The sequence below is a fragment of the Paracoccus panacisoli genome, from assembly GCF_042435015.1.
Lineage (GTDB): Bacteria > Pseudomonadota > Alphaproteobacteria > Rhodobacterales > Rhodobacteraceae > Paracoccus > Paracoccus panacisoli.
The window spans coordinates 1-15,647 of the sequence record NZ_JBHMQU010000046.1; the positions used below are offsets into that span (position 1 = coordinate 1).

The window sequence follows — 15,647 nt, forward strand, 5'->3', positions numbered from 1 at the left end:
TCCATAGTGGACACTATCGATCACTCTCTTACCGTGGCAGAGCAGTCACGCCGGACGGATACCGTGCATCTGCTGAGCGTTCGGATCGACCGCCTGAAGACGTGGTGGAAACCCGGCCTGTTGTGTATCGGGGATGCCGCACACGCCATGTCGCCGATTGGCGGCGTTGGTGTGAACCTCGCTATTCAGGACGCTATAGCGACGGCCAACCTACTGGCTGAAGCCTTGCGCGAAGGACGAATGAAAACGCGCTTGCTGGAGGCCGTGCAGCGCCGACGCGCCTTTCCAACCAGAGCGACCCAAAAACTACAACTGATGATGCGCAGCCGAAAGCGTGCGGGTGAGGCAGACAGCGCACGAAGTCCGAAGCCTCCTATCTTCATGCGCCTGATTGCCCGGTCGCCACTGTTGCCCCGGCTGACCGGCCGCCTCATCGGACTTGGCTTTCGTCCCGAGCATGTTCGCACACAGCTAGTCGATTGGTCCTGTTCGCTCAGGAAGTCTGCGGCCCCGCCCCGATAAAACAATAGAGCAGGTGCTTGACCTAGGCAGCACGGGAGATTCTCTGCCCGTTTCGAAGAACCAGCAATCAACGATTAGGGGAGAATGGCGCACCCATCAGGATTCGAACCTGAGGCCTCCACCTTCGGAGGGTGGCGCTCTATCCAGCTGAGCTATGGGTGCCTACTGCTTACGCAGTGCTTACGCGGTTTTCGAGCGAGTGTTAACCCCTAAAATCGAAGCCCGCAAGTTACTGTTTTACTTCTACTTTTTTACTCACTCGTTCACGCTGCCGGACTTGACATCCGCCTTCGGAGGGTGGCGCTCTATCCAGCTGAGCTACGGGTGCCTGACGAGGCATCTAGTGCAACCCTGCCCGCCTCGCAACCCCAAAGCGGTGGGGGAGAGGGGATGGGGGATGGCAGGACTCAACCGACCCTGCTCGTATACGCCGGACAATCCTACTGCTTTCGGGAGCTGTAAGCGGAAACCGAGGCGCGAACCTAAGCGAGGTGCAAAAAAGTCCGTGCTGGTTCGCTTCGAATTCGGCTCTGATGCCCGTTTTAGTAGGCCCCGACGTCGGTGTGTGGGACGCCGGTTTCGTGGGTCAAACCGGCAAACGGCGGACGGTGATACATTCATTGGTGAGAGGCTGCCGCGCAGCGGAACTACGCTCCGAACCTTGTCTGGCCGCCGTCCGAGTCGTCAGCAGGTCATACTTCCGCCCGACCAGCCTCTGCCCGACGGACGCTCCAGCAACATCTTGCCGCAGCGACAAGCGCCGCACCGCGACCGCGCTGGTCGCGCTAGGGCGCGCCGCAGTCCGCGCCATAGGCATTGACCCATGCCGCTGCTTCGATCGGCGCGTGCTTTCGGTCACCTTGCGTCAATACTCGCGTCACCTGCTCATGCCTTCGGGGCCGCCTCCTCTGCCCAATGCTTTCAGCAGGCCTGGGGGAACTTCATCCCCCCGACCCCAGACCCTGCGCGGGGAGCGTTAAGCTACCAGGATTCAAACGATGAAGCCCGCATTGCCAGCACGATGAGACCGTCCACGGCGTCGCGGTTGCTTGGTCTACATGGCGCGGCGCGGGCGGTTGCTGCATTTTTTTCCGCTATTGTGCGCCGTCCACGGTGTATGGCAGCCCCTTTGCCCGTACGCTTCCTGACATCCTGCGATGGGTCAGATTAAGGCTCACACCTGCCGCTACTCGCGCGCGGGCGAACCGCTGTTGCCGCACCTTTCTCCCCTGTTCTCGTGACCCGTCGGACGAGAACACCCCGGCCTGCCTCGCTATCCTTGCGCTGCAATTCCAGCCCCCCACATCCGCATCGAACATCCGGGCAGTAGATATCCAGCCGCCACAAAGCCGAGCGAAGAACTTGTCCCCCCACCGCTCTCACAGCTCCCCCCTCGGCACCGCAAAGCTTCCCGAGCCCACCGAACCGCGCTAGCCTCCCCCGGACCCAAAAGCCCCCGCCATGACCCCGGCCGACCGAGACCTCCTCACCAGCCTGTTCGACGCCGCTGTCTCTGCGGCCGATCCGCGGCGGGCGCTCTCCGGCCACGTGCCCGAGCGGCCGCGCGGGCGGACGGTCGTCGTTGGAGCGGGGAAGGGTGCGGCGCAGCTGGCGCAGGCGTTCGAGGCGATCTGGGACGGGCCGCTGATGAGCGGGGTGGTGGTGACGCGCTACGGCTATGGCGCGCCGACCCGGGCGATCCGCGTGCTCGAGGCCGCCCATCCCGTGCCCGACGCGGCCGGGCACGCGGCCTCGGCGGCGCTGTTCGAGGCGGTCCAAAGCCTCACCGCCGACGACCTCGTGGTGGCGCTGATCTGCGGGGGCGGGTCCGCGCTGTTGCCGATGCCGCCGGGGGCGCTCACGCTCGAGGACGAGGCGGCGCTGAACCGCGCGCTGCTGGCGAGCGGTGCGCCGATCTCGGTCATGAACGCCATTCGAAAACAGGTCTCGGGGATCAAGGGCGGGCGCCTCGCCGCGGCGGCGCATCCGGCGCGGGTCGTCTCGCTCATCGTCTCGGACGTGCCGGGCGATGATCCGGCGCAGGTCGCCTCGGGGCCCACGGTGCCCGACCGGACCAGCCGCGCCGACGCCCGCCGGCTCGCCCGCGACTGGCGGATCGACCTGCCGCCCGCGGTGGCCGCCTGGCTTGAGGGCGACGCGGGCGCGGCGCCCGACCCCGCGGACCCGGTCTTCGCGGGGAACGAGGTCCGCGTCATCGCCTCGGCGCGGCTCTCGCTCGAGGCCGCTGCGGCGCGTGCCGCGGCCGAGGGCGTGCCGGCCGTGATCCTCTCGGACGCCATCGAGGGCGAGGCGCGCGAGGTCGGCCGCGTCCACGCCGCCATCGCCCGCGAGATCGCGCTGCGCGACCGCCCCTTCCCCCGCCCCGTGGTGCTGCTGTCGGGCGGCGAGACCACCGTCACGCTGCGCGGCGCCCCGGGCCGCGGCGGTCGCAACACCGAGTTCCTGCTCGCCCTCGCCCAGGCCGCCGAGGGCACGTCCTTCGCCGCGCTCGCCGCCGACACCGACGGCATCGACGGGTCCGAGGCGAATGCCGGCGCCTTCGCCGACGGCACCACCGCCGCCCGGCTCAGGGCACTGGGGCTGGACGCGGGCGCCTTGCTTGCCGCCCACGACGCCTACCGCGGGTTCGAGGCGCTGGGCGATCTGTTCGTCACCGGCCCGACTGGCACGAATGTCAATGATTTCAGGGCCATCCTGATCCGCTAGCTTACTCCGCGAGCAGCTCGCGCGCGCGGGCCAGATCGGCGGTCAGCTCGGCCATCGCCGCCTCGGCCTCGGCCGCGTCCGGGCGGCGCAGGATCAGCGAGGGGTGCCAGGTCAAGAGCACCGGCCCGTCCGGCGTCGCCTCGACCGAGCCGCGGCGCCGGGTCATCGCGTCGCCGCGCCCGGTCAGGGCCAGCGCCGCCGTGGCCCCCAGCGCCACGGTCAGCCGCGGCGCGACGTGCTGGCGTTCGAGCCCCAGCCACCAGCGGCAGGCCTGCACCTCGCCCGCGTTCGGGCGCTGGTGCAGCCGCCGCTTGCCGCGCGGGACGAACTTGAAGTGCTTCACCGCATTGGTCAGCCACGCCCCCTCGCGCTCCACCCCCGCCGCCGCCATTGCCCGGTCGAGCACCTGTCCCGCCGGCCCGACGAAGGGGCGCCCGGCCAGATCCTCCTGATCGCCCGGCTGCTCGCCGACCAGCATCAGGGCGGCATCCTCGGGCCCCTCGCCGAAGACGCTCTGGGTCGCGGCGTGGCAGAGATCGCAGCGCGTGCAGGCGGCGCAGGCGGCCCGCGCATCGGCCAGCGTTTCGATCCGCACCGGCGGCTGCGGCATCGCCGCCCGGGTGCGCTGGATGATCGCGGCCGCCCGCGCCGGGGCGGCGGTCGCCTGCGCCGCCTGCATCGCGCGCACGCGCCCCTCGGCGGCCGCGAGCATCGCCGGGATCTGCCCCGTCTCGGGCATGTTCTTCCAGTATTTCAGCGGCATATGCTGCCGCATCGAGCCGAGCTTGATGCGCGCGGGGTTGAAGATATTGGCGAAATACGTGGCCCACAGCGCCTCGGCCGCGTCGTCGGGCAGGTCCGGGCGCGGCGCGCCGGGGGCGAAGGACAGCGCCCCGTCCTGCCAGATCGCCGACAGGTCGGGGGTGTGGATCGCCCAGTCCATGTCGGCGAAGCGGCGGCAGAAGAACCCGGCGTTGGCCTCGACGATCCGGTGCTCGGGCTCGAACCACGCCGCGAAACGCCGCCGGGGACCGTCCGCGGGCAGCTCGCGGAAGCGGACGAAGGCGCGCATCTTGTGGATGTCGCGCCGCACCGCCTTGTCGAGCATCCCGAGCCGCCGGACCAGCGGATCGCCCGCGTCGGCCAGCAGCCCGCGCCGGGCCTGAAGCCGCAGCAGCTCCTCATAGAGCAGCCCGGGTGCGGCCGGGTCGCGGTGCAGGATCACCCGCTCGGCAAGCTCCACGAAGCCCTTGGGCACCGTCAGCGCCCGGCCCTCGCCCGCGGGCAGCGGCTCGGGCGCAAAGAGGGACGGCGCGGCGGCCTCGCCCACCACCCACTCGACCGCGCCCGCCGGCACCCCGTGCGCCGCGAGCGGCCGCGCCGCGTCCCGCCAGGCCGCGAAGCTGCCGGTCTCGGGCAGCACCACCCGGTGCATCAGAACAGGCTCAGCTGCTCGGCCGGCGGGGCGAACCGCGCCTTCAGCCCCTCGCTGTCGGTGAGCCCGCCGGGCGACCAGCCGGGCAGGGTGACGAAGGGCTGCGCCTTGCCCATCAGCGCCCCGATCCGCACCAGATCGTCCCAGCCGAGCGTCCGCTGCCGCCGCGCCGCCAGCACCCGCTGCACCGTCCGCGTGCCGAAGCCGGGCACCCGCAGCAGCATCTCGCGCGGCGCGCGGTTCACATCGACCGGGAACTGGTCGCGGTGCGCGAGCGCCCAGCCGAGCTTCGGGTCCACGGCGAGGTCCAGCATCCCCTCGGGCGTCGCCGCCGCGATCTCGTCGGCTTCGAAGCCGTAGAACCGCATCAGCCAGTCGGCCTGATAGAGCCGGTGTTCCCGCATCAAGGGCGGCTTGACCAGCGGCAGCACCGACGAGCTGTCGGGGATCGGCGAGAAGGCAGAGTAATAGACCCGCTTCAGCCCGTAGCCGGCGTAAAGCCGCGCCGAGGTCGTCAGGATCGCCGCATCATTGGCGCTGTCCGCACCCACGATCATCTGCGTGGACTGCCCGGCGGGCGCAAACCGCGCCGGGCGCTTGCCGGTGTGGCTGCGGTCCCGGCTCGCCTCGCGCGCGCCCTTGACCCGCGCCATCGCGGTGCGGATCGTCTCGGGCCGCTTCTCCGGTGCCAGCCGGCGCACCGACTCGTCCTGCGGCAGCTCGATGTTGATCGACAGCCGGTCGGCGTAGAGCCCCGCCTCGTCGATCAGCTCCGGGCTCGCGTCGGGGATCGTCTTGAGGTGGATGTAGCCCTTGAACCCGTGGTCCTGCCGAAGCGTCCGCGCGATCCGCACCATGTCGGCCATCGTCTGGTCGGGCGAGCGGATGATGCCCGAGCTGAGGAACAGCCCCTCGATATAGTTGCGGCGATAGAACTCGAGCGTGAGCGAGACGACCTCCTCGACCGAGAACCGCGCCCGCTCGACGTTCGAGCTGACCCGGTTCACGCAATAGGCGCAGTCGAAGATGCAGAAATTCGTCATCAGGATCTTGAGCAGGCTGATGCAGCGCCCGTCCGGCGTATAGGCGTGGCAGATGCCCGCGCCCTCGGTCGACCCCAGCCCGCCCTTGCGCGAATCGCGCTTCGACGTCCCGCTTGAGGCGCAGGAGGCGTCGTATTTGGCCGCGTCCGACAGGATGGCGAGCTTGCGGGCAAGGTCGGGTTTCATCCCCTGAAGATAGGGCCGGGGCGAGAACATCACAAGAACAAACCGCCCGTGCGGCATGGCGTCGGTTGCGCCGCGGCAGGGCCTCGGCTACAGGTCGCGCTTTCCAGTCCCGAGGCCCAGATGAGCGGCTTTTCCTTCACCCTCCGCGCGACCGACGGCGCGGCCCGGCGCGGGATCATCACCACCCCGCGCGGCGAGATCCGCACCCCTGCCTTCATGCCCGTGGGCACCGCCGGCACGGTCAAGGCGATGCTGCCCGAAAGCGTCCGCGCCACCGGCGCCGACATCCTGCTGGGCAACACCTATCACCTGATGCTGCGCCCGGGGGCCGAGCGGGTGGCAAGGCTCGGCGGCCTCCACCGCTTCATGAACTGGGAGGGGCCGATCCTCACCGACTCGGGCGGCTTCCAGGTCATGAGCCTCGCCGAGCTGCGCAAGCTGACCGAGGACGGCGTGACCTTCGCCAGCCACATCGACGGCTCGCGCCACATGCTCTCGCCCGAGACGAGCATGGAGATCCAGCGCCTGCTCGGCTCGGACATCGTCATGGCCTTCGACGAATGCCCGGCGCTGCCCGCCTCGCACGAGCGTCAGGCCGAGGCGATGCGCCTCTCGATGCGCTGGGCGCAACGCTCGCGCGACTCCTTCGGCGACCGGCCGGGACACGCGCTCTTCGGGATCATGCAGGGCGGCGTGGAACGCGACCTGCGCGAGGAATCCGCGGCCGCGCTGCGCGGCATCGGCTTCGACGGCTACGCCATCGGCGGCCTCGCCGTGGGCGAGGGGCAAGAGGCGATGTTCGGCGTGCTCGACTATGCGACCGCGCTGCTGCCGGCGGACCAGCCGCGCTACCTCATGGGGGTCGGCAAGCCCGACGACATCGTGGGCGCGGTGCAGCGCGGGGTGGACATGATGGACTGCGTGCTGCCCTCGCGCTCGGGCCGGACGGGGCAGGCGTGGACGCGGCACGGGGTGGTCAACATCAAGAACGCCCGCCACGCCGACGACCCGCGGCCGCTCGACGAGGCCTGCACCTGCCCGGCCTGCCGCAGCTATTCCCGCGCCTATCTGCACCACGTGTTCCGGGCCGGCGAGATGATCTCGGGGATGCTGCTGACTTGGCACAACCTGCACTACTACCAGCAGATCATGGGCGAGATGCGGGCGGCCATCGACACCGGCAGCCTCGACGCCTGGGTGGCGCGCTTCCACGCCGAACGCGCCGAGGGCGACATCCCCCCGCTGTGACGGGTGAGGCTGCACGAGGGCGCGGCGTTCGCATGAACTGTGCATGAACATCGCACGAACGCTGCATGAACGTCAGACGGATTGTGCAGGGCGTTTCTGGCGCCCGGCGGGGTCCGGTCAGACCCGCGGCGGGCGCGGCCGATAGACGGGCAGCGCCCACCCCCAGCGCAGCGACCCCGCGCGCAGCAGGAACGTCGCCGCCCCGCAGCCCATCAGCGCACCCTCGCGCGGCAACCCGAGCCAGACCACCGCCAGCGCCACCAGCGCCCCCCCGAAGGCGGCGGTGAGGTAGAGCTCGCCCTGCTTGAGCACGAGCGGCACCTCGTTGCCGACGACGTCGCGCATAAGTCCGCCGAAACAACCGGTTACGACGCCCGCGATCAGCACGATCACCGGCCCGAACCCGCCCGCGAGCGCCACGCCGACCCCCGCCGGCACCGCGATCGCCAGCGCCACCGCGTCGAGCCAGAGGATCCAGCTATAGCGGCTCTCCAGCCGATGCGCCGCCCAGAACACAGCGAATGCCGCCGCCGCGGCCGCCACCACCAGCCCCGGCCGCGCCACCCAGAACACCGGATCGCGGCCGAGCACGAGGTCGCGCAGCGTCCCGCCCCCCACCGCGGTCATCGCCGCCATGAAGATGAACCCGGTCAGGTCGAGCTGCCGGCGGCTCGCCACCAGCGCCCCGGTGATCGCGAACACGACCGCCGAGAGATAGTCGAGCGCCCAGATCAAGCCACTGATCCCGCTCATCTTTCGCTCACTTGAAAGGCGCCATGCCGGCGCGGGCGAGGGCGTCGGCGCGCTCGTTCTCGGGGTGCCCGGCGTGGCCCTTGATCCACGCCCAGGTCACCTGATGGCGGTCGCGCGCGGCGTCGAGCCGCTGCCAGAGGTCGGCGTTCTTGACCGGCTTGCGGTCGGCGGTCTTCCAGCCGTTCTTCTTCCAGCCGTGAATCCAGCCGGTGACGCCGTTCTTCACATAGGCGCTGTCGGTGGTGATGGTGATCGCGCTGGGCCGCGTCAGCGCCTCGAGCGCCGAGATCGCCGCCATCAGCTCCATCCGGTTGTTGGTCGTGGCCGCCTCGCCGCCCGACAATTCCCGTTCCTTGACAACGGTTTCGCCGTCCAGCGCCCGCATCAGCACACCCCAGCCGCCGGGCCCGGGGTTGCCGCTGCACGCGCCGTCGGTCCAGGCGTGAAGGTCAGTCATCCAGCCCCTTGTAGCCGGGCTGGGCGGCAACCCGCGCGAGCCAGCCGTTGATTGCGGGAAACCGCGCCATCTCGAACCCGCCCAGCACGCCGGCCGAATGGGTGTAGGCGTAAAGGCAGAGGTCCGCGAGGCTGATCGCCTCGCCCGCCAGCCAGTCGTGCGCGGCGAGACGATGCTCCATCGTCTGCAGATGGGTGTGACCCCGGTCGAGCAGGTCGGCGAGGCGCGCAGGCGTCGCGTCGGCCGCGCGATGCGGATAGTTGCGCAGCGCCGCGCGCACCGCGATGGCCGGTTCGTGGTTATACTGCTCCCAGAAGAGCCAGGCGAGCATCTGCGCGCGGGTCACGGGATCGGCGGGCCAGAAGCGCGTGCCCTCGCCCAGAAAGCAGAGGATGGCGTTGGATTCCGCGATCTGGCGCCCGTCGTTAAGGTGAAGCGCGGGCAGTTTGCCGAACGGCAGCGCGCCGGTCGCGCGGGCGTCGTCCTTGGCGACCGAGCCGTGCTCGCAATCCACGATCTCGCAGTCGCGGCCGAGAAGGGCCAGCAAGAGCCGGACCTTGTAGGAATTGCCCGACGAAGGCATCGAATAGAGCCGCATCAGGACCGACCCTTTCAGCCGGGCTCGCGCAGGACGCGCGGCACCTTGAACTCCACCCGCTCGCGGGCCGTCTCGACCAGCTCGAGCGTCACGTCGTAGCGGTCGCGGAAGGCGGCGATGACCTCGTCCACCAGCACCTCGGGCGCGCTCGCCCCGGCGGTCACGCCGACCGTGCGGACGCCGTCGAGCGCGCGCCAGTCGATGTCCGCGGCGCGCATCACCAGCTGGGCATAGTCGCAGCCCGCGGCGCGCCCGACCTCGACCAGACGGCGCGAGTTCGACGAGTTCGGCGCCCCGATCACCAGCAGCGCGTCGATCTGGCTGGCGATGGCCTTGACCGCCGCCTGGCGGTTGGTGGTGGCGTAGCAGATGTCGTCCTTGGCCGGGCCGACGATGGCCGGGAAGCGGGCCTTGAGCGCCTCGACCACTTGCGCGGTGTCATCGACCGACAGCGTGGTCTGCGTCACCCACGCGAGCCGCGCGGGGTCGCGGGGGACGACGGTGGCCACATCCTCGACCGTCTCGACCAGGATCACCTCGCCGGGCGGCAGCTGGCCCATCGTGCCCAGCACCTCGGGGTGGCCGGCGTGGCCGATCATCACCATTTGCAACCCCGCCTCGTGGTGGCGCTCGGCCTCGACGTGGACCTTGCTGACCAGCGGGCAGGTGGCGTCGACATAGATCATCTCGCGCCGCCGCGCCTCGGCGGGGACGGATTTCGGCACGCCGTGGGCCGAAAAGATCACCGGGCGGTCGTCGGGCACCTCGTCCAGCTCCTCGACGAAGACCGCGCCCTTGGCGCGCAGCCCGTCCACGACGAAGCGGTTGTGGACGATCTCGTGGCGCACGAAGACCGGCGCGCCCCATTTCTCGAGCGCGAGTTCCACGATCTGCACGGCCCGGTCCACGCCCGCGCAGAACCCGCGCGGCGCGGCGAGGTAGAGCGTCAGCGGCGGCTTGGCCTGGGGGGCGAGGGGCGGGGGCGTGATCATGGGCCGATCCCTAGCCCGCAGGGGGCGTGCTGTCCATGCCGCGGGCGGCCCGCCGCCGCCCCGCCCTTGACGTTTCCCGCCGCGCCGCGGCATCTGGCGTCACACGCGCAAGCGCGCCACGACGCCGGGACAAGGGATGCCGCAGACCACGCGATCCGGATTGCTGATCATCCTCTCGTCGCCCTCGGGCGCGGGCAAGTCCACGCTGGCGCGGCGGCTGATGGACTGGGACCCCTCGCTCAAGTTCTCGGTCTCGGCCACCACCCGCAAGCCGCGCCCGGGCGAGATCGACCGCCAGCACTATTACTTCACCGACCACGCCGGGTTTCAGGCGATGGTCGAGGCGGGCGAGATGCTGGAACACGCCGAGGTGTTCGGCAACTGCTACGGCACCCCGCGCAGCCCGGTCGAGCTGGCGATGGCCGAGGGGCGCGATACGCTCTTCGACGTGGACTGGCAGGGGGGGCAGCAGATCCGCGCCTCGTCGCTCGCCCCGCACGTCGTCTCGATCTTCATCCTGCCGCCGAGCCTGAGCGAGCTCGAGCGTCGCCTGCGCGACCGCGACCAGGACAGCGAAGAGGTGATCGCCGGCCGGATGCAGAAAAGCCGCGACGAGATCAGCCACTGGGCCGAGTATGACTATGTGCTGGTCAACGACGACCTCGACGCGACCGAAAGCGACCTGCGCGCCATCCTGAGCGCCGAGCGGCTGCGCCGCGAGCGCCGCCCGGCGCTGGGGCCGTTCGTGCGCAAGCTGATGGAGGAGCCGCGATGATCTGGGAACTGGACGGGATCGCCCCCGAGATCGCGCCGGACGCCTGGGTGGCGCCGGACGCGCAGCTGATGGGACGCGTCGTGCTCGAACCCGGGGCGAGCGTCTGGTGGGGCGCGGTGCTGCGCGGCGACAACGAGGAGATCCGCGTCGGCGCCGGCTCGAACGTGCAGGACGGCTGCGTCTTTCACACCGACATGGGCTATCCGCTGACGCTCGGCGCCGATGTCACGGTGGGGCACACGGCGATCCTGCACGGCTGCACGGTCCATGACGGCGCGCTGATCGGCATGGGGGCCACGGTGCTGAACGGCGCGGTGATCGGGGCGGGGGCGCTGATCGGCGCCGGTGCGCTGATCCCCGAGGGGAAAGAGATCCCGCCCGGCGCGCTGGTCATGGGCGCGCCCGGCAAGGTGGTGCGGATGCTCGACGCCGCCGCGATCGAGGCGCTGCGCGGCTCGGCCGCCCGCTACCGCGAGAACGCGGCCCGCTTCCGCGCCGGGCTGCGGCGGATCGACTGAGCGCGATGCAGGGCGACGCGCTCCAGCAGTTGGCCGAGGCGGTGCCGGTGCCGATGCTGGTGGTGGACGCCGCCGCGCGGGTGGTGATCGGCAACCGCGCCGCGACGGCGATGCTGGGCGAGGGGATCACCGACCGCCCCTTCGTGACCGTGCTGCGCCAGAGCCTCGTGAACCGCGCGCTCGAGCAGGCGCTCGACCGGGCGGGCGCGGCGCAGCGGCTGTCGGTGACGATCTCGGCCCGCGGGCATGACCGCAACTGCGTGGTCACGGTGACGCCGCTCACGCTGAACGGGCGGCCGGGGGCGGGGGTGGTGATCGAGGACACCTCGGGCGTCGAGCACGCCGAGCAGATGCGCCGCGATTTCGTCGCCAACGTCAGCCACGAACTCAAGACCCCGCTGACCGCGCTGATGGGGTTCATCGAGACGCTGCGCGGCCCGGCCCGGAACGACGCCACCGCGCGCGAGCGGTTCCTCGCCATCATGGACCGCGAGGCGGGGCGGATGAACCGGCTGATCGGCGACCTGCTGTCGCTGAGCCGGGTCGAGCAGGAGGAGCGGCGGCGGCCGTCGGAGCGGGTGGACCTCGCGGGGCTCATCCGCTCGGCCTGCGCGACGCTGGCGCCGACGGCGCAGGCGGCCGGGACGGCGCTGGTCAAGATCGGCACAGGGGTGACCGCCGAGGTCGCGGGGGACGCCGACCAGATCCAGCAGGTGCTGCACAACCTGATCGAGAACGCGATCAAGTACGGCGCGCGGCAGGGCGGCGCCTCGGGCGGAGAGGTCCGCGTGACCCTGACCCATGTCCCGCACGAGCCGGTGCTGCGCGGCCCCGGCTGGGCCGTCGAGGTCGCCGACGACGGCGAGGGGATCGACGAGGTGCACCTGCCGCGGCTGACCGAGCGGTTCTACCGCGTGGACAACCACCGCTCGCGCGAGAAGGGCGGGACCGGGCTGGGGCTCGCCATCGTCAAGCACATCGTCGCGCGCCACCGCGGGCGGCTGAAGATCGAGAGCACCCGCGGGGCGGGCAGTCGCTTCACGATCATCCTGCCGGAGTGGGCGGGGGCGCGCTGAAAGGGGGCGCCGAAGGGGGGCGCTGCCCCCCGGCCTGCGGCCTCCCCCCGGGATATTTTTGCAAGGAAGAAGTCTTGGCGATCAGGCGTGGTCGGGCAGCTCGCCGTGGATCGCGGCGGCGAAGGCGCTGCGGTAGAGCCGCGACAGCTCGGCCAGCCGCGCGCTGTCGGTGCCGAGGGTGACGCGGTCGCCCTCGAACCGGCCGACGAGGGCGGCGGGGATGCCGGCGGCCCGGGCGGCCTCGAGCAGGGTCTCGGCCTCGGCGGCGGGCGCGGCGATGAGGTAGCGGGCCTGGTCCTCGCCGAAGAGGGTCGGGATGTCGGCGGCCTCGAGCGTGACGCCGATCCCGGCCGCCTCGGCCATCTCGAAGGCCGCGAGCGCGAGCCCACCGTCCGAGAGGTCCGCCGCCGCCCCGACATGGGCGCGGTGCGCGAGCAGGAAGGTGCCGTGCGCGCGCTCGGCCGAGAGGTCCACGGGCGGCGCGTCGCCGGTCTCGATCCCGAAGGCCTCGGCGGCGAGCGCCGACTGGCCGAGGTGGCCGCGCGTCGCGCCGATCACCAGCGCCACGTCGCCCTGCCGCGGCAGGCCCGCGATCAAATCGCCGCTCTGGGCGATCAGCCCGACCCCGCCGATGGTGGGGGTGGGCAGGATCGCCTGGCCGTCGGTTTCGTTGTAGAGCGAGACGTTGCCCGAGACGATGGGGAAGTCGAGCGCCCGGCAGGCCTCGCCGATGCCCTGGATGGCGCCGACGAACTGGCCCATGATCTCGGGCTTCTCGGGGTTGCCGAAGTTGAGGTTGTCGGTCGCGGCAAGCGGCGTGGCGCCGGCCGCGACGAGGTTGCGCCATGCCTCGGCCACGGCCTGCTTGCCGCCCTCGACCGGGTTCGCCTTGACGTAGCGCGGGGTCACGTCGCTGGTGAAGGCCAGCGCCTTGCCGGTGCCGTGGACCCGCACGACGCCCGCGCCCAAGCCCGGCTTGCGGATCGTGTCGGCGCCGACCTGCGTGTCGTACTGTTCCCAGACCCAGCCCTTGTGGGCGTAGCTCGGCGCACCGATCAGCGCCTTGAGGGCCGCGATCGGGGCGATCTCGGGCAGCTCGGTCAGCGCGGTGGCGGCGGGCGTCGCCACCCACGGGCGGTCGTATTCCGGCGCGCTCGACGACAGCTTCGACAGTGGCAGGTCGGCCATCACCTCGTTGCCGTGCAGGATGAGGAAGCGATCCTCGGCGATCGTCTCGCCGATCACCGCGAAGTCGAGGTCCCATTTCTCGAAGATCGCCCGCGCCTCGGCCTCTTTCTCGGGGCGCAGGACCATGAGCATCCGCTCCTGGCTTTCGGACAGCATCATCTCATAGGCGGTCATGGCGCTTTCGCGCTGCGGGACGTGGTCGAGGGTGAGCTTGATCCCGAGCCCGCCCTTGTCCCCCATCTCGACCGCCGAGCAGGTAAGGCCGGCCGCGCCCATGTCCTGGATCGAGATCACCGCGTCGGTCTGCATCAGCTCGAGGCAGGCCTCGAGCAGGCATTTCTCGGTGAAGGGGTCGCCGGCCTGCACGGTCGGGCGCTTGTCCTCGATCGACTCGTCGAACTCGGCCGAGGCCATGGTCGCGCCGCCGACCCCGTCGCGGCCGGTCTTGGCGCCGAGATAGACGACCGGCATGCCCACGCCCGAGGCGGCCGAGTAGAAGATGCGGTCGGCGTCCGCGAGCCCGGCGGCAAAGGCGTTGACGAGGCAGTTGCCGTCATAGGCGCGGTGGAAGCGGACCTCGCCGCCCACGTTCGGCACGCCGAAGGCGTTGCCGTAGGCGCCGATCCCCTCGACCACGCCCTTGACCAGATGCGCGGTGCGCGGGTGCTCGGGGCAGCCGAAGGACAGGCTGTCCATGGCCGCGATGGGGCGCGCGCCCATGGTGAACACGTCGCGCAGGATGCCGCCGACGCCGGTCGCGGCGCCCTGATGCGGCTCGATGTAGGAGGGGTGGTTGTGGCTCTCCATCTTGAAGACGACCGCCTGGCCGTCGCCGATGTCGACCACGCCCGCGTTCTCGCCGGGGCCGCAGATGACCTGCGGGCCGGTGGTGGGCAGGGTGCGCAGCCATTTCTTCGAGGATTTGTACGAGCAGTGCTCGTTCCACATCGCCGAGAAGATGCCGAGCTCGGTGTAGCTGGGTTCGCGCCCGAGCAGGTCGAGGATGCGCTGGTATTCGTCGGGCTTGAGCCCGTGCGCGGCGATCAGCTCGTCGGTGATGGTCGGTTCCTGCATGATCGCCCCCATGATCGCCTTCGGCATCGCACCCATGTTGCGGCGCCTTTTAGGGGCTGGCGCGGCGCGAGGGAAGGGCAGGAGGGGCCCCCGTGCCCGCGGGGGGGTGGCGGGGAGATGGGCGTGACCGGGGGGCGCAGAAGCCCCCCGGTCGACCCGGTCGGTCACTCGACGTTCAGCACCGCCGAGAAGTTGCGGGTGCCGCCCTTGCGGGCGTCGTTGCGGGTGCGGCCGATGGTGACGGCATAGTCGCCCGACGCCTCGAGCGTGACCGCCGACGACGGGTCGAGCGGCATGGCGGTGTCGGCGCCCGGGGCGCGCAGCCAGACCTCGACCCCGGCGGGGGCGTCGAGCAGCAGCGAGACCGACTGGCCGGCCTTGCCCGAGAGGGTGTAGCGGCAAACCGCGTCGCCCGCGAGCGCGCCCGACATGTTGGCGGTTCCGCCGGTCAGCGCGCCGCTGCCCTCGCACTGGTTGCCCGCGGCCTTGGCCGCCGGCTTGCCGGCCGTCTTGACGGCCGGGGCCGCCGCGGTGCCGGCCGACTGGGCCGCGCCCTTCGACTTGGGCAGCGGGCCGTCGATGCTGACGCTCAGCTTGAAGGGACGGGCGGCCTGCGACTGGCGGGCGGCGGCGCGGGTCTGCAGGACGCGCAGCGTCACCGGACCGGTGCGGTCGAGAACCAGCGCGTCGCCCGAAACGAAGTCATGCTCGACCGGCTCGACCGCGATCAGGTCCAGCCGCGAATCGCCCAGCGAGGCGCGCAGCGTCTGACCCTTGCGGGCGGACAGGGTGTAATCGCAGGTCTCGAGCCCCGAGACACTGCCCTTGACGACGGTGCCGGTCGCGCCGGCGGGAAAGCTGACGGTGCCCCCGCACTGGGCGGCGAGCGCCGGGCTGGCGAGCAGGCCGAAGGCGAGGCCGGCAAGGATTGTGCGGTATTTCATGGGTATGTCCCTTGTTATCATATAACAGCCGCGACCTTCTGACCCGTGGGGCGGGGGGCGCTCAACCACCCGGGCGCACACGTCTGCGTGCTTGCCGCGCGAGGCTGAACG

14 protein-coding genes and 1 tRNA gene are annotated in these 15,647 nt (G+C 71.0%); 6 read left to right on the top strand and 9 right to left on the bottom strand.

Going from position 1 to position 15,647, the window contains the following annotated elements:
- Nucleotides 1-522, top strand: a 522-nt coding sequence (locus ACFHYO_RS09710; protein WP_394320064.1) for an FAD-dependent monooxygenase, incomplete at its 5' end; no start/stop codon positions are given.
- 85 nt (nt 523-607) lie between these two features.
- On the opposite strand, the gene ACFHYO_RS09715 is transcribed toward ACFHYO_RS09710, so the two are convergent.
- Nucleotides 608-684, bottom strand: a tRNA-Arg gene (locus ACFHYO_RS09715).
- A gap of 1,299 nt (nt 685-1,983) precedes the next feature.
- On the opposite strand from ACFHYO_RS09715, the gene ACFHYO_RS09720 reads away from it, so the two are divergent.
- Nucleotides 1,984-3,249, top strand: coding sequence for a glycerate kinase type-2 family protein (locus tag ACFHYO_RS09720; RefSeq protein ID WP_394320066.1), 1,266 nt, complete (start codon nt 1,984-1,986; stop codon nt 3,247-3,249).
- Between the two features lies 1 nt (nt 3,250).
- Here the strand turns inward: ACFHYO_RS09720 and ACFHYO_RS09725 are convergent, their stop codons facing one another.
- A complete protein-coding gene (locus tag ACFHYO_RS09725; RefSeq protein WP_394320067.1) occupies nt 3,251-4,684 on the bottom strand; it encodes a UdgX family uracil-DNA binding protein in 1,434 nt (477 codons plus the stop codon).
- Complete coding sequence (locus ACFHYO_RS09730) at nt 4,684-5,943, bottom strand: putative DNA modification/repair radical SAM protein (RefSeq protein WP_394320069.1); 1,260 nt, start codon at nt 5,941-5,943, stop codon at nt 4,684-4,686. The genes ACFHYO_RS09725 and ACFHYO_RS09730 overlap by 1 nt, the downstream gene beginning before the upstream one ends.
- Before the next feature lie 90 nt (nt 5,944-6,033).
- Between ACFHYO_RS09730 and tgt the strand changes: the two genes are divergently transcribed.
- Entirely contained in the window at nt 6,034-7,161 is a 1,128-nt protein-coding gene (gene tgt, locus ACFHYO_RS09735; protein WP_394320071.1) for a tRNA guanosine(34) transglycosylase Tgt, read from the top strand.
- A gap of 117 nt (nt 7,162-7,278) precedes the next feature.
- On the opposite strand, the gene ACFHYO_RS09740 is transcribed toward tgt, so the two are convergent.
- The 4 genes from ACFHYO_RS09740 to ispH are packed head-to-tail and all read right to left on the bottom strand — an operon-like array spanning nt 7,279 to nt 9,961.
- Complete coding sequence (locus tag ACFHYO_RS09740) at nt 7,279-7,914, bottom strand: trimeric intracellular cation channel family protein (protein ID WP_394320073.1); 636 nt, start codon at nt 7,912-7,914, stop codon at nt 7,279-7,281.
- A 7-nt stretch (nt 7,915-7,921) separates the two neighbouring features.
- Complete coding sequence (gene rnhA / locus ACFHYO_RS09745) at nt 7,922-8,371, bottom strand: ribonuclease HI (RefSeq protein WP_036709231.1); 450 nt, start codon at nt 8,369-8,371, stop codon at nt 7,922-7,924.
- Complete coding sequence (locus tag ACFHYO_RS09750) at nt 8,364-8,969, bottom strand: glutathione S-transferase family protein (protein ID WP_394320075.1); 606 nt, start codon at nt 8,967-8,969, stop codon at nt 8,364-8,366. Before ACFHYO_RS09750 ends, rnhA begins: the two co-directional genes overlap by 8 nt.
- Before the next feature lie 14 nt (nt 8,970-8,983).
- Nucleotides 8,984-9,961 carry a 4-hydroxy-3-methylbut-2-enyl diphosphate reductase gene (gene ispH / locus ACFHYO_RS09755; RefSeq protein WP_394320077.1) on the bottom strand — a complete coding sequence of 326 codons (978 nt, stop codon included), beginning with the start codon at nt 9,959-9,961 and terminating at the stop codon, nt 8,984-8,986.
- A 136-nt stretch (nt 9,962-10,097) separates the two neighbouring features.
- Between ispH and gmk the strand changes: the two genes are divergently transcribed.
- Genes gmk through ACFHYO_RS09770 form a run of 3 tightly spaced genes read left to right on the top strand, consistent with a single transcriptional unit; the run spans nt 10,098 to nt 12,330 of the window.
- On the top strand, nt 10,098-10,736 hold the full coding sequence (gene gmk / locus ACFHYO_RS09760) for a guanylate kinase (RefSeq protein WP_168783495.1): 639 nt from the start codon (nt 10,098-10,100) through the stop codon (nt 10,734-10,736).
- Nucleotides 10,733-11,254 carry a gamma carbonic anhydrase family protein gene (locus tag ACFHYO_RS09765; protein ID WP_394320079.1) on the top strand — a complete coding sequence of 174 codons (522 nt, stop codon included), beginning with the start codon at nt 10,733-10,735 and terminating at the stop codon, nt 11,252-11,254. Before gmk ends, ACFHYO_RS09765 begins: the two co-directional genes overlap by 4 nt.
- Nucleotides 11,255-11,259: 5 nt before the next feature.
- The gene (locus ACFHYO_RS09770) at nt 11,260-12,330 is read left to right on the top strand and encodes a sensor histidine kinase (RefSeq protein ID WP_394320081.1); all 1,071 of its coding nucleotides are present in this window, start codon (nt 11,260-11,262) and stop codon (nt 12,328-12,330) included.
- 81 nt (nt 12,331-12,411) lie between these two features.
- Here ACFHYO_RS09770 and purL read toward each other — a convergent pair whose 3' ends face one another.
- Nucleotides 12,412-14,592, bottom strand: coding sequence for a phosphoribosylformylglycinamidine synthase subunit PurL (gene purL / locus ACFHYO_RS09775; RefSeq protein WP_394320275.1), 2,181 nt, complete (start codon nt 14,590-14,592; stop codon nt 12,412-12,414).
- A gap of 164 nt (nt 14,593-14,756) precedes the next feature.
- On the bottom strand, nt 14,757-15,536 hold the full coding sequence (locus tag ACFHYO_RS09780) for a hypothetical protein (RefSeq protein WP_394320083.1): 780 nt from the start codon (nt 15,534-15,536) through the stop codon (nt 14,757-14,759).
- Nucleotides 15,537-15,647 lie beyond the last annotated feature (111 nt).